Annotated in this window: 15 protein-coding genes, 1 tRNA gene, 2 pseudogenes and 1 riboswitch; of the genes and pseudogenes, 12 read left to right on the top strand and 6 right to left on the bottom strand. The window is 62.0% G+C overall.

Annotated features, from left to right (window positions below):
- From VGH41_RS20175 to glyA, 6 genes and pseudogenes are all read right to left on the bottom strand, one after another.
- A pseudogene (locus VGH41_RS20175) lies at window positions 1–346 on the bottom strand (hypothetical protein); the annotation flags it as partial.
- Window positions 343–1,151 (bottom strand): annotated as a pseudogene (locus VGH41_RS20170) (PilW family protein). The pseudogenes VGH41_RS20175 and VGH41_RS20170, both read right to left, overlap by 4 nt.
- Window positions 1,148–1,582, bottom strand: coding sequence for a type IV pilus modification PilV family protein (locus VGH41_RS20165; protein ID WP_331599306.1), 435 nt, complete (start codon window positions 1,580–1,582; stop codon window positions 1,148–1,150). Before VGH41_RS20165 ends, VGH41_RS20170 begins: the two are co-directional and overlap by 4 nt.
- Window positions 1,579–2,145, bottom strand: a complete 567-nt coding sequence (locus VGH41_RS20160) for a GspH/FimT family pseudopilin (RefSeq protein ID WP_414696686.1) — start codon at window positions 2,143–2,145, stop codon at window positions 1,579–1,581. The genes VGH41_RS20165 and VGH41_RS20160 overlap by 4 nt, the downstream gene beginning before the upstream one ends.
- A gap of 164 nt (window positions 2,146–2,309) precedes the next feature.
- A complete protein-coding gene (gene nrdR / locus VGH41_RS20155; protein ID WP_331599304.1) occupies window positions 2,310–2,792 on the bottom strand; it encodes a transcriptional regulator NrdR in 483 nt (160 codons plus the stop codon).
- Between the two features lie 6 nt (window positions 2,793–2,798).
- On the bottom strand, window positions 2,799–4,046 hold the full coding sequence (gene glyA, locus VGH41_RS20150) for a serine hydroxymethyltransferase (protein WP_331599303.1): 1,248 nt from the start codon (window positions 4,044–4,046) through the stop codon (window positions 2,799–2,801).
- 175 nt (window positions 4,047–4,221) lie between these two features.
- Window positions 4,222–4,321: riboswitch (ZMP/ZTP riboswitch) on the bottom strand.
- 274 nt (window positions 4,322–4,595) lie between these two features.
- On the opposite strand from glyA, the gene ydfG reads away from it, so the two are divergent.
- From ydfG to VGH41_RS20090, 12 genes are all read left to right on the top strand, one after another.
- Window positions 4,596–5,342 carry a bifunctional NADP-dependent 3-hydroxy acid dehydrogenase/3-hydroxypropionate dehydrogenase YdfG gene (gene ydfG / locus VGH41_RS20145; protein WP_331599302.1) on the top strand — a complete coding sequence of 249 codons (747 nt, stop codon included), beginning with the start codon at window positions 4,596–4,598 and terminating at the stop codon, window positions 5,340–5,342.
- A gap of 70 nt (window positions 5,343–5,412) precedes the next feature.
- Entirely contained in the window at window positions 5,413–5,892 is a 480-nt protein-coding gene (gene ybgC / locus VGH41_RS20140; RefSeq protein WP_331599307.1) for a tol-pal system-associated acyl-CoA thioesterase, read from the top strand.
- Between the two features lie 154 nt (window positions 5,893–6,046).
- Window positions 6,047–6,724: a protein TolQ gene (gene tolQ / locus VGH41_RS20135; RefSeq protein ID WP_074265790.1), complete on the top strand. Its 678-nt coding sequence runs from the start codon at window positions 6,047–6,049 to the stop codon at window positions 6,722–6,724.
- Window positions 6,725–6,734: 10 nt separating this feature from the next.
- Window positions 6,735–7,187 (top strand): protein TolR, encoded by a 453-nt coding sequence (tolR, locus tag VGH41_RS20130; protein ID WP_331599301.1) that lies wholly within the window; start codon window positions 6,735–6,737, stop codon window positions 7,185–7,187.
- Window positions 7,184–8,197, top strand: coding sequence for a cell envelope integrity protein TolA (gene tolA, locus VGH41_RS20125; protein WP_331599300.1), 1,014 nt, complete (start codon window positions 7,184–7,186; stop codon window positions 8,195–8,197). Before tolR ends, tolA begins: the two co-directional genes overlap by 4 nt.
- Window positions 8,198–8,312: 115 nt before the next feature.
- Entirely contained in the window at window positions 8,313–9,605 is a 1,293-nt protein-coding gene (tolB, locus tag VGH41_RS20120; protein ID WP_331599299.1) for a Tol-Pal system beta propeller repeat protein TolB, read from the top strand.
- An 18-nt stretch (window positions 9,606–9,623) separates the two neighbouring features.
- Window positions 9,624–10,133 (top strand): peptidoglycan-associated lipoprotein Pal, encoded by a 510-nt coding sequence (gene pal / locus VGH41_RS20115; protein ID WP_331599298.1) that lies wholly within the window; start codon window positions 9,624–9,626, stop codon window positions 10,131–10,133.
- A 15-nt stretch (window positions 10,134–10,148) separates the two neighbouring features.
- Window positions 10,149–10,898 carry a tol-pal system protein YbgF gene (ybgF, locus tag VGH41_RS20110; protein ID WP_331599296.1) on the top strand — a complete coding sequence of 250 codons (750 nt, stop codon included), beginning with the start codon at window positions 10,149–10,151 and terminating at the stop codon, window positions 10,896–10,898.
- A gap of 162 nt (window positions 10,899–11,060) precedes the next feature.
- A tRNA-Lys gene (locus VGH41_RS20105) sits at window positions 11,061–11,136 on the top strand.
- 111 nt (window positions 11,137–11,247) lie between these two features.
- A complete protein-coding gene (locus VGH41_RS20100; protein WP_331599295.1) occupies window positions 11,248–12,087 on the top strand; it encodes a DUF6387 family protein in 840 nt (279 codons plus the stop codon).
- A 156-nt stretch (window positions 12,088–12,243) separates the two neighbouring features.
- Window positions 12,244–12,438 (top strand): helix-turn-helix domain-containing protein, encoded by a 195-nt coding sequence (locus tag VGH41_RS20095; RefSeq protein WP_331599294.1) that lies wholly within the window; start codon window positions 12,244–12,246, stop codon window positions 12,436–12,438.
- A partial coding sequence (locus VGH41_RS20090) for a hypothetical protein (protein WP_331599293.1) occupies window positions 12,435–13,119 on the top strand: 685 nt, incomplete at its 3' end. The genes VGH41_RS20095 and VGH41_RS20090, both read left to right, overlap by 4 nt.

Below are 13,119 nucleotides of genomic sequence, written 5' to 3'. Positions count from 1 at the left end.
CATTGGCGACGCGGGCCGTAACCGGCGCGGTACCCGCTAGCACCGCTTGCGCGCAAATTGTCAGCGCCGAGTCGGCGGCGTGGAACGCCTGCAGCGTGTCGCGCAAGTCGGCGACGCCGCGTGCCGCTGCCAACGAAGCCTCGAACCACGCTGCAGACGTTGTCAGCATCATCGACGCGATCAGCAGCACCACCGGCAACGCGGTACCGCGAATCCGCGCAACGCGCCCGCCCGGAAGGGTGCATCCAGCACTCTCCCTGCGCCCCGCCCCTCGCAGCTCCGGATGACCAAGTGCCGGTCCCCGTCCCTTCGCAAAGCAGCCGCGCCTTGCATGCCCGAGCGTCATGGCGCGCTCCCCTCGTTGTTGCGGATGGCCACGCGCCGCCAGAATGCCTGGCGCACGCGCATATCCGCGCCTGTCGCGCTCACGCCGTCGCAATCGACATAGCGCGTACGGCGGCCCTGCGGCGCGCCGCGCACCAGAACGCACAGGTCCACCGCGACGACGTTCACCCACTGCCCGGCCGCGAGCGCGGATGCGTCGAGGGCACTTTGAGCCCCGGCTAGCCAGTACCTGACCCGCAGCCGCTCGACACCCTCAACCAACGGCTGAGCCGAGCCGACCTTGCCGCTGCCCTCGCAATACAGCTCGGATTCCCCGGTCGAACCGCTCGCTTTGCGTAAAAACGGTTGACGACCAGCACACCGCGCACGCCCACATCGGCGCTTGCAGTGCTGACGGCCTGACCCAGGCAGTCAGTGGACTGCCCCGTTGCGGAGGGCCACGTCGAAACGGTATCGCCGATGTAGCGGACCGCGATGCCGTCCGAGCGGCTCGCTAGCAGTTCGCAGGCGAGGTTGTCGTCGGCGCCCGTTGGTCGCGCGCCCGAACAACCGAACAGAGTTGGTCTGACTTGCGGCCGCGACGCGTCCGCCGGTACGAAGCCGGTCGTCTGGATTTGCTGGCCGATCAGCGTGAGCGCCGTCAGGCCTGCTTCGTGTATCTGAAGCGCGTCTCTCGCCCGCGTGAAGGCTGCACGTTGTGACCGGTAAAGCGATACGGCGCCCGCGGTCACGACCAGCCCCAATGCGACGGCGACAACCAACTCAACGAGCGTATGACCAAGAAGAGAAAATGGCCGCCGCTTCATTTCGCAAACGCCATTGCAATGCACGCCATGCCGGACGGAGCCGCCAGGTCGCCGCATGACTCCGGCTTATCGATCAACTCGCCTTGTCCCCGCGAGTTGCGCACAGCCGACCAGATCACCCGTGTGGAGGAAATACCGTCGCCACGTTCGCTGATCGATGCTTCGCCCTGCGGCAGCAAACTCGCCGTACGTGTACGCCATTGCCGAAGCTCGGCCTCACCGCCGATGGGCGCGCGGGACGCCTCGACAACAGCGTCAGCCAACAAAGCAGCGTGTTCGCGCAACGCAGCAGCGCGCGCCTCACGGGCAATCCACAACTGCGAGGCAATGAGGCCAAGCGCGGTGATTGCCGTCAGTGCGACCGCGATCATTACCTCGATCAGCGAAGCACCGCGCGAACCGCACGGCCATGTAGTCCGTGCCGATTTCATGAGGTCGCTCCACAAGCACCGTCGGCGATGCGTGGCCTGCCACCCGCTGCAATTCTTATGCAACGCCGCCAGGACTGACCCTGAGTGGCTCGCGTAGGAAAACGCGGCGCAATGTCGAAGCTACGGAAGCTACCGATCAACTGCCCAGCGGGTGGAGTAAAGGTGAGATTGGTTTGAGTGCCGGCAATGTTGACCGCGGCCATTTCCGCCTGGGCGCGCAACACCGAGGGCAACCCGCCGCGCTCGACCGTCACCGCCCATCCGCACGACCAGTCCGCTGCCCCGGTACGGCACGCTTGCCCGGCGGCAAGACAATGACCTGCGGCGTCGACGCGGCACACTGTCACGCGCACGCCGCGTCTGACCGCCTCGCTGCGCGCGTACGACAGCGTGGAGAGCAACGCCCGGGCCCGCGCGTCGACCTGATCGCGCACATGCCACGCGACGAACGACGGAGTTGTCATTACCGCGATCACCGCCAGAATCGCGACCGCAACCAGCGTTTCGATCAACGTGAACCCGCCGCGCATGCGCCAGGAGAAAACTACTTGTGTCATCTGCATTCCTTATTTTCAAAAAGGATGCGGACAATTTACTCAGGCTGCGGGGTCTCAACAATCGGCCGAACGGCCAGGTAGCGGCGAGCGTCAGCACCCGCAACAATGTCGGGGTGACGAATTCAGAAAGGGAGGCAGCAATGCTACCGCGCGAAAAATCGGCGCCTCGATCAGCGCTTGCGGGGAGGCTTCGGCGGCGTGGCCGCGCGGCGGAATTCTTCTATCACGTCTTCGAATTCGGACACATCTTCGAAGCGACGGTAAACAGAGGCAAAGCGGACATACGCAATGGTGTCGAGCTCGCGCAACTCGTTCATCACGAGTTCGCCGAGGCGCTCGCTGCGCACCTCTCGTTCACCGCTGCCCAGCAGCTGATACTCAATGCGGGCGACCGCCGCGTCGATCGCGTCCGCGGCAACCGGGCGCTTTCTCAGCGCCAGTTGCATGCTCGCGACGATCTTGCGGCGATCAAATTCGGTGCGGCTGCCATCCTTCTTGACGACCGACGGCAACGCCAGCTCCACCCGCTCATACGTCGTAAAACGTTTGTCGCAGGCGGGGCAACGGCGGCGCCGGCGAATCGCGGCACCGTCTTCGGATACGCGGGAATCCACGACCTGCGTATCGTCGTGCCGGCAGAAGGGGCAGCGCATCGCCGCTTACTTGTAGACCGGGAAGCGCGCTGTCAACTCGGCGACCTGGCCGCGCACGCGTTCAATCGTGGCTGCATCTTCCGGGTTGTCCAGTACGTCGGCGATCAGGTTACCCACCTGCTCCGCTTCCTTCACGCCAAAACCACGCGTGGTCATTGCCGGCGAGCCGAGACGCACACCGCTCGTGACGAACGGCTTTTCCGGATCGTTCGGGATGGCGTTCTTGTTGACCGTGATGTGCGCTGCGCCGAGCGCCGCTTCCGCTGCCTTGCCGGTGATGTGCTTGGCACGCAGGTCGACCAGCATCACGTGGCTTTCGGTGCGGCCCGACACAATGCGCAGACCGCGCTTCACCAGCGTCTCAGCCAGCACGCGAGCGTTTTCAGCGACCTTTTGCTGGTATTCCTTGAATTCCGGCGACAGCGCTTCCTTGAATGCAACCGCCTTACCGGCGATCACGTGCATCAGCGGACCGCCCTGGATACCCGGGAAAATGGCCGAGTTGATCTGCTTTTCGAACTCAGCCTTCATCAGGATTACGCCACCGCGCGGGCCACGCAGGCTCTTGTGGGTGGTGGTGGTGACGAAGTCGGCGTGCGGCACCGGGTTCGGATAGACGCCCGCGGCGATCAGGCCGGCGTAGTGCGCCATGTCGACCATGAAGTATGCACCTACCGACTTGGCGATTTTCGACAGGCGTTCGAAGTCGATACGCAGTGCGAATGCCGAGGCGCCCGCCACGATCAGCTTTGGCTTGTGTTCCTGGGCGAGCTTTTCAGCGGCGTCGTAGTCGATATCTTCTGCTTCGTTAAGGCCGTAGCTCACGACGTTGAACCATTTGCCCGACATGTTCACGGGCGAGCCGTGCGTCAAATGGCCGCCGTGCGCGAGGCTCATGCCCATGATCGTGTCACCCGGCTTGAGCATGGCGAAAAACACGCCCTGGTTGGCTTGCGAACCCGAATTCGGCTGCACATTCGCGGCTTCCGCACCGAAGATTTCCTTCACGCGGTCAATGGCGAGCTGTTCGACGATGTCCACGTACTCGCAGCCGCCGTAGTAGCGCTTGCCCGGATAACCTTCGGCGTACTTGTTGGTGAGCTGCGAGCCTTGAGCGGCCATCACGGCCGGACTCGTGTAATTTTCCGACGCGATCAGTTCGATGTGGTCTTCCTGACGGCGGTTTTCCTTCTCAATCGCCTTCCAGAGTTCGGGGTCGACGTTGGCGATGGTGCTTTGGGCTTTGTCAAACATACGGGTTCCGTTGAGTGTGTTCAGGTTGACCGGATCGTGCGCCGAATTTCGTGCAGAACGCGTAGTGGGTACGCGGCGCTACTGGCGGCTGGGCCAGCCCTGTTGTGGCGGATGAAGAAGCGCCGCACACGCGAGGCAGGACAGCCACCGGCGGCGCAGATGAATGCGCGCGGATCACGGCTGCCCAGGCGAACGGCAAAACGGCACCCTGCGCTTCACGGTGGGTCGCTCCACCTTGAACCTGTTTGGTTCTATCGCCAGTCACGCAGGGGTGAGCGCGTTAGTGTATTGGAAGCGCCCCGAATAGGCAACCGGCGTGCAGCCGGGCGGTGCAGCGGGCTTGAGCCGCCCGCGCGGCCCTCCCGAGAGCGCGTCGCCAGGTGCGCAAAAACGTCTGATGAAAGGCGTCCGGAAGCCGCCGGCTCGCGCCTGCGGGCGCCCCGCTTTACAGATGCCTTCCCAACACGCTTACGGCAGGGTCATTCTTGCCGCAGCGCCGCATTGGAAGTAGGCTTTGGACCTTTCTCCTCTACCGACCAGGGAACTGCAATGATCGTGTTCGTCACCGGAGCGTCCGCGGGATTCGGCGCTGCCATCGCCCGTGCTTTTGTCAAAGGCGGCCATCGCGTTGTCGCCACCGCACGCCGCAAGGATCGTCTGCAACAGCTTGCTGACGAGCTCGGCGACGCCCTGCTGCCGCTCGAACTGGATGTGCGCGACCGCGCCGCCGTCGAAGCCGCGCCCGCCTCTCTGCCGCCCGAATTCGCCGCGGTCGATGTGCTCGTGAACAACGCCGGTCTCGCGCTTGGGCTGGAACCTGCGCAACGCGCGGAACTGGACGACTGGACCACCATGATCGACACGAACTGCACCGGGCTCGTCCAGGTCACGCGCGCGTTGCTGCCAGGCATGGTCGAGCGCAATCGCGGCCACGTGTTCAACCTGGGTTCGGTGGCCGGGACCTGGCCGTATGCGGGCGGCAACGTGTACGGCGCAACCAAGGCGTTCGTGCGTCAGTTCAGCCTGAACCTGCGCGCCGATCTGGCCGGCACCGCGATCCGCGTGACCGATATCGAACCGGGCCTGTGCGGCGGCACCGAGTTCTCGAACGTGCGCTTTCGCGGCGACGACGAAAAAGCGGCCAACGTCTATCAGAACGTACAGCCGCTCACCGCTGAAGACATCGCGGATTCGATCTACTGGATCGCCACGCGCCCCGCGCATGTGAACATCAACACGATCGAACTGATGCCGGTGGCGCAGTCGTTTGCCGGCTTGTCCGTGCATCGCGGCTGAGCTCGAAGCTATCGCCCGTTAACCGCACGCCGCACCCGGAAAAAAACGCCTGGGTGTGCGTTCCGGTAAAATGCGCCGCATGGATATGTCCCTCAGCGAGCCCGGCGCCGGAATCGACTTCGTCTGGCCGATTCGCGTGTACTACGAAGATACCGATGCCGGTGGCATCGTGTTCTACGCAAACTATCTGAAGTTTTTCGAACGGGCGCGTACCGAATGGTTGCGCTCGTGCGGAGTCGATCAGAACCGCGTCGCCGAAGAAACGGGTGCTCTTTTCGTCGTGCGGAGCACTGCGGTGGACTATCGTGCGCCCGCCCGGTTGGACGAGCTCATCAAGGTCACCAGCCAGGCGGTGCGGATCGGTCGCGCCTCGGTGGATTTCGCCCAGGAAGCCTGGCGCGACGGCACGCTGCTTGCTACCGGCACCGTTCGCGTCGGCTGCGTCGACCGGGTTGCGCTGCGTCCTGCACCGATTCCGGCACCCGTCCTGGCCGCATTGCGGCGCGGCGCCGGTGTATGTGCACCCTCCGTGTCAACGGACAACGACTGAGCACCGTTGTTACGGGGCCAGTGAACTCGTATCGATCAAGCGACACAAAGCATGGTTCGGCTTGCGGTTCGCCGATGCTTCCGGTTTCCCGACGACAAGCTTCGCCCAACCTTGCAGCCGGACGCCCCCTTACGGGACGTTACAACGAACCTATATGAACACTACACAAGATCTGTCGATCATTTCTCTCGTACTCAATGCGAGCCTGCTGGCGCAGGCAGTGATGGCGCTGCTGCTGCTGCTATCGCTGCTGTCATGGACTTTCATCTTCCGCAAGTGGTTTGCGATCCGCCGCGCGCGCGCGCAAACTGAACGCTTCGAACGCGACTTCTGGTCCGGTGGCGACCTGCAGGCGCTCTATCAAAGCGCCGCGAACAACCGCCATACGATCGGCGCACTTGAGCGCATTTTCGAATCCGGTATGCGCGAGTTTCTGAAGGGCAAGGAAAAGCGTCTCAACGACCCGGGCCTGATCCTCGACGGCGCCCGTCGTGCCATGCGCGCTGCTTTCCAGCGCGAGATGGACGTACTCGAAGCCAATCTCGCGTTCCTCGCCTCGGTGGGTTCGGTCAGCCCGTATATCGGCCTGTTCGGCACCGTGTGGGGGATCATGAACGCGTTCCGCGGTCTTGCTAACGTGCAGCAGGCCACGCTTGCCAACGTCGCACCTGGCATCGCCGAAGCGCTGACCGCAACGGCCATCGGCCTGTTCGCCGCGATTCCGGCGGTGGTCGCGTACAACCGGTACGCGCATGACATCGACCGTCTGGCGATCCGCTTCGAGACGTTCATCGAAGAATTCTCGAACATCCTGCAGCGCCAGGCGCACTAAGGAGTCTACGATGGCCGGTTCCTCAAGTCGCTCCTCCAGCATGCGCGGCGGCCGCTCGCGCCGCGCCATGGCCGACATCAACGTCGTGCCGTACATCGACGTGATGCTCGTGCTGCTCGTGATTTTCATGGTGACTGCACCGCTCGTCGCGCCGTCGATCGTCAATCTGCCCACTGTCGGCGGGGCTGCGCCGCAGCAACAGACACCGCCCGTGGTCGTCAACATCCGCGCCGACGGCAACATGAGTGTCAAGTACAAGGACGACAATGGCGCCATGCAGCAGGAAGACATGACGAAGGCCGACCTGAACAGCTTCGTCACAGACCGTGAACAGTCGCACCCGGATCAGCCGGTCGTCATCGCCGCCGACAAGACGGTAAAGTACGAAGCCGTGATGAATGTGATGTCGGACCTGAAGGCTCGCGGCGTCAAGCGCGTTGGGTTGCTCGTCAAATCGCAATGATCCGCAAGAATTCCGCTTACCCGCTCCAGCCACCGCGTGAACGCGGCACCGGGCGAGCCTTTGCGCTCGCCGTGGTGATGCACGTGCTGCTGGGGTTCTTTCTGTACCACGGCATTCATTGGCAAAACAGCACGCCAGCCGGCGCCGAAGCCGAGTTGTGGACAGACGTGCCTGACATCAGCACGCCGAAGCCGCCACCACCGCCTCCGGTGGCGGTGGCCCCTGCCCCGCCTCTGCCTGATGAACAGGCCGATATTGCGCTGCAGGAGAAGAAGCGCCAGCAACAGGAAGCGCAGCGCCAGGCACAGCTCGCCGAGCAGCAGCGTCAGCAGCAGTTGCAGGCCCAGCAGGAAGCCGAGGCGAAGCGTCAGCAGCAACTCGCTGCCGACCAGGCCGCGCAGCTCGCCGCGCAAAAAGCGGCGGCGGCCAAGCAGAAGCAGCAGCAACTGCAGGCTGACAAGCTCAAACAACAACAGTTGGCCGAGCAGCAGAAACAGGATCAGTTGAAGCAGCAGCAAGAGGACCAGCAAAAGCAGGCTCAGGCTGACGCGCAGAAAAAGGCTGATGCACAGAAGGCAGCAGCCAAAGCCAAGGCGCAGGCAGATGCCGCGGCACAGGCGAAGAAGCTCGATCAGGACCGCCGCGCCCGTCTCGCGCAAATGCAAGGCATGGCAGGCGGCGAAGGCTCGACCGGTGAAGGTCTTGCGAAGGCCGGCACAGGTAGCGGCTCAGGCGGTACGGCGACTTCACCCGGCTATGCGGACAAGGTGCGCCGCCGCGTGCGTCCGAACATCATCTGGTCCGGTGATACGCAAGGGCTCGAGACTGAGATCGCGGTTCGCTGTGGGCCGTCCGGTACGTTGCTGAGCGTGGCGGTGACGCGCAGCAGCGGTAACGCTCAATGGGATGAGGCCGCCGAGCGGGCAGTCCGGGCGTCCGATCCGATGCCGGTCGACACCGATGGCAAGACGCCGTCGAGCTTTAAGATCACGTTGCGGCCGGCAGGGTGACCGCAGGCGCGACGCCCCGCCCAGCGGGGCGTGCCCGGGAACGAATTGAAAGTTTCGGGGTCTGTCTGCTGTCATACAGTGTTAGAAATCTGTTTTTATTGGGAACCCATACAGCATGAGTTTGATGACCAAGCTAGGCCTGCGGACATTGGTGGCGTCGTGCCTGATTGCGGCGGGCGGCGCAGCGCACGCACAACTCAACGTCCTCGTAACGGGCGTCGGGTCCACACAGTTTCCAATCGCAACCGCGAACTTCGCGAATGAAGCGAGCTCGCCGCAGCAGGTCAGCACTATCGTGCGCCAGGACCTTCAGCGCAGCGGCAAATTCACCAATATCGACGCGGGTAGCGCGCCGGTAGCCGAAACCGACTCGGTGGACCTGGGCAGCTGGAAGGCCAAGGGCGCCAACGCATTCGTCGCCGGCAGCGTGAACCGTCTGCCGAACGGCCAGTACGAAGTGCGCTTCAAGCTGTACGACACGGTCAAGGGCGAAAGCCTTGGCGGCCTCGTGCTGGTGAGTCCCGAAAGCGGCTTGCGGATGAGCGCTCACAAGGTTGCGGACTACATCTACGCAAAGTTGATGGGTTCGCGCGGCGTGTTCGCCACCCGTCTGTCTTACGTCATCAAGACGGGCAACCGTTACCAGTTGCAGATTTCCGATTCGGATGGCCAGGACGCGCACATTGCGCTGTCGAGCCCCGAGCCGATCATCTCGCCGGCCTGGTCGCCTGATGGCACCAAGGTCGCTTACGTATCGTTTGAAAAGAAGAAGCCCATCGTCTACATCCACGATCTGCCTACCGGGCGCCGGATCGTCGTGTCGGACCAGAAGGGCAACAACAGCGCGCCGGCCTGGTCGCCCGATGGCCGCACGCTCGCCGTTGCGCTCTCGCGCACAGGCAACACCCAGATCTTCGCCGTCAATGCCGACGGCAGCGGTCTGCGTCGCCTGACCCAAGGCACCTCGATCGACACCGAACCCTCGTACTCTCCTGACGGACAGTGGATCTATTTCACTAGCGACCGCGGCGGTCAACCGCAAATCTACAAGATGCCCGCGCAAGGCGAAAGCGCCGGCGCAGCCCAGCGCGTCACGTTCACGGGTAACTACAACACCAGCCCGCGCGTGAGCCCGGACGGCAAGGAACTGGCCTACATCTCACGTGTGGGCGGTGCCTTCAAGCTGTACATCCAGGACCTGCAAGCAGGCACGGCAACTGGTTTGACCGACACAACACATGACGAATCGCCGAGCTTCGCGGCGAATGGTCAGTACATTCTTTACGCCACACAGGTGAACGGCCGTGGCGTGTTGGCCGCAGTATCGACCGACGGTCGCACTCGGCAGGTCCTGTCCGTTCAGGGCGGCATCGTTCGCGAGCCGTCCTGGGGCCCGTTTATGCAATAACACACAAGGAGAGTAACAATGATGTCCAAACTTCGTATCGTATTTGCCGCATTGCTGGTCGGTGCACTCGCTGCCTGTCATTCGGGTGTCAAGCTTGACGAAAACGCCAACAAGGGTGGCGCGGTCGCAACGCAACCGAACCCGAATGCCGTCGCACAGGTGAACGTCGACGAGCTGAACGATCCGAACAGCCCGCTCGCCAAGCGCAGCATCTACTTCGACTTCGACAGCTACTCGGTCAAGGACGAATACCAGTCGCTGCTGGCGCAACACGCGCGTTATCTGAAAGCCCACCCGGAACGCCACGTTCTGATCCAGGGCAACACCGACGAACGCGGTACGAGCGAGTACAACCTGGCACTCGGCCAGAAGCGTGCTGAAGCCGTGCGTCGCGCCCTGTCGCTGCTGGGCGTGCCGGATTCGCAAATGGAAGCCGTGAGCCTCGGCAAGGAAAAGCCGCTGGCAGACGGTCATGACGAATCGTCGTGGGCACAAAACCGCCGCGCCGATCTCGTGTACCAACAGTAACGGGTGATGAGCCGTATGACGCATCGTTTCTCCTGGCTGCGCCATGCCGCAGCCGCCTGCGTCGCGGGCTCGGCCTTCATGGCCGTGCCGGCGCACGCAGGCATGTTCGACGACGACCAGGCCCGCCAGGCTATTCTCGATCTTCGTACGAAGACCGATAGCCTGTCGAGCCAGCTGTCGGCCGCACAACGCACCATCCTCGACCAGTCCAACCGTCTCGATCAGTTGAACCAGCAGGTCGCGACGCTTCGCGGACAGAACGAGGACATGGCGAACCAGCTTGCCACGCTGCAGAAACAGCAGAAGGACTACTACACCGACCTCGACACGCGGCTGAAGAAATTCGAGCCGCAACAGCAGACGGTCGATGGCGTAGAAGGCACGGTCCAGCCGGGCGAGACGGACGCGTTCAATGCGGCTTCCACGCAGTTCCGCAACGGTGACTTCAAGAACGCAGCGGTCTCGTTCCGCAGCTTCATCGCGAAGTATCCGCAGAGCCCCTATCAGCCGACCGCGCAGTATTGGCTCGGCAACGCGCTGTATGCACTGCGCGACTACAAGGGCTCCACGGCTACGTGGGAAAGCGTCGTGAAGAATTACCCGCAGCATCCGCGTGCGCCGGAAGCGCTGCTCGCGATTGCGAACAATCAGCTTGAACAAGGTCAGAAGGCCGCGGCAAAGAAGACCCTCGAGCAGATCGTTGCGCAATACGGCAGCTCGGACGTCGCGCAGTCGGCGCAAAGCAAGTTGTCGCAAATCAAGTAGTACAGTCGTAGCGTTAATACGCGCAGTGTCGGTCAACACGTCACGCGCGCCTCTCGCCGGAGAGCCCGGGACAGCCGCTGTCCCGGGCTTTTCCTTTTTCGGCGCGGCGCGCAAAGGGTTGACAGGCTGCCAATCCTATCGCTATAATCCCGCTTCTCTTTTGGGTCGTTAGCTCAGCTGGTAGAGCAGCGGACTTTTAATCCGTTGGTCACAGGTTCGAATCCCGTACGGCCTACCAAAAGATTCAAGGGCTTAGCTTCGGCTAGGCCCTTTTCTTTTTGTCTCGGGGTTACGCCGGGGTTACGACGCCGGTGCATCGTGATCAATACCTGTCTACGAATGCCACGCTATGGCTAGGCCCAAAAAAACCGACTACGTCTCCGATAGCGACCTTTCACCTTGGTACAAACTTGAGAAGTATGCTGGCCTGGCACAAGCGAGCCCGCAGAAGTGGGCGCAGCTAATTCTTGACCGAGCGAATCTTCAGCTCTTGCGGCGAGACCCTGAAAACCTTGATACCGTCCGCACGCTGTTTAAGAAACTAGAAGAAGACCCACTGTGTGAACTGGGTTTTTCATACCGATGGAAATCAGGGCATGAGCTCGACACGAGCTCCGTAAAGTCCCTCACTATCAATCGGATGCGTTGGCTTACGAACGAGGCTGCGGCGTCGACCAGGGATGACAACACCCCTGATGGCATCAATGCCGATCCCGCAGAGCTGACGGGGCAGATGGCGACGGCCCCGAATTTGCCCGCTTCAGATTCCGACTCACGCGATCATCCAAACCCGACTGCCTCAATCGATGAACTGCTGCTGCTCAGAGCAAGCATGGCCTCCGGAACCTTCGCCCATTTGGCCGTCGATTTGCGGGCAACAGACGATCAGCTTGCCTCGAATTTTCAGGAGTGGCTGGCTAAGTGGCGAAAGCACGCCAACGCCAGGGTGACGGGCGGCGACTACGGCAAGAAGGTGTTTAGATGGCATCAAAGCCGAGTTCTACCCTATTTCGATCTTCGGCTTTATGCCGATATTGAAGGGCAACGGATCAGTCGCAAGAAATTTGTAGAACTGCTCAACTTCAAAGATCGCCCATCGCCGAAAGATCTGCTTGACCAGCTCTCCAAGACGGCTGACCGCATTGTTAGCTTCGACACCTTCCACGCACTTCACGGCCTGTCGGCATAGCGTGACTCCGGCGTACGGCATGTCCGAAGCGGCATGTCGAGCATCGATGGAAAAGGGGCAAACTTTGCCCCCCACTTTTCTCCGTCGAATCGACGAGGAGCATCGATCAAACTCCTTCTTACACCGAATCCCGGTGCATTGAAGTGAAATCCGATCATGCAAAAAGAACTCATCGACCGAACCGCTGCTGCGGCCTACCTCGGCACCAAGCCGCAAACCCTCGCCGTCTGGGCGTGCACTAAACGCTATCCGCTGCCGTATGTGAAGATCGGACGTCGGGTGATGTATCGCCTCGCCGATCTGGAAGCGTTCATCGAGCTCAATACCCACGGTGATGGGGTAGCAGAATGAGCGATATCGTCATTCCCGATGCAAATCAGTCCAATGTGATCCGGCTACCATTCGTCAACCGAGTGAGCATCGCGGACGTCCGTGGACCTGACGACAACGTGAGCAGATCCGTTGGATCCATCCATGCAACTGGCAAGCCCGACAACAGCTCCGTGCAGGACGCTATCCGGGCGGCGGTCAAGTTGGGCGAACCGACAGGGAAGATGTGCCACTACGTCCGGCATCGGATCGCAACTGGCCTACCTTTTGAGCAAGCGTCTCGGACTTGTGCAGAAATCCGTGCGGACGGGTTCAACGGTTGCCCGGCGAGCGGCGGCTGCCTCACGCCCGATGGCAGCGTCGCTAGGCGCCCGGACGATCTCAATCGATGGGCGGTGGTGGAAAAATTCCCCAAGCTGTCTCAGCGCGTCGTTGCTCAGGCCTTCCTTGATGCGCAGTATCGAGACGGCTGCGCTTGCGTTGGTCAATTGTTTTACGGCTACGAAAACGGCGTCTACCGGATCGTCGAGGAGACTGCTCTGATCCAGCAACTGTTGAAGACCTTCGGGCACCCCATCAAAGTGTCCGACGCCCAGCAACTGCTCAAGTACATCAAGTATCACACCCGGGAACCTGCAGGCACGTTCAAGCCGAACAGGAACCTGGTGTGCTTTCGCAATGGCGTACTCGATGTCCAAACCG

This window comes from Paraburkholderia sp., assembly GCF_036488795.1.
Classification (GTDB): Bacteria; Pseudomonadota; Gammaproteobacteria; order Burkholderiales; family Burkholderiaceae; genus Paraburkholderia.
Note: the sequence above shows the minus strand (reverse complement) of the source record. Positions and strands in the feature narration are given on the sequence as shown.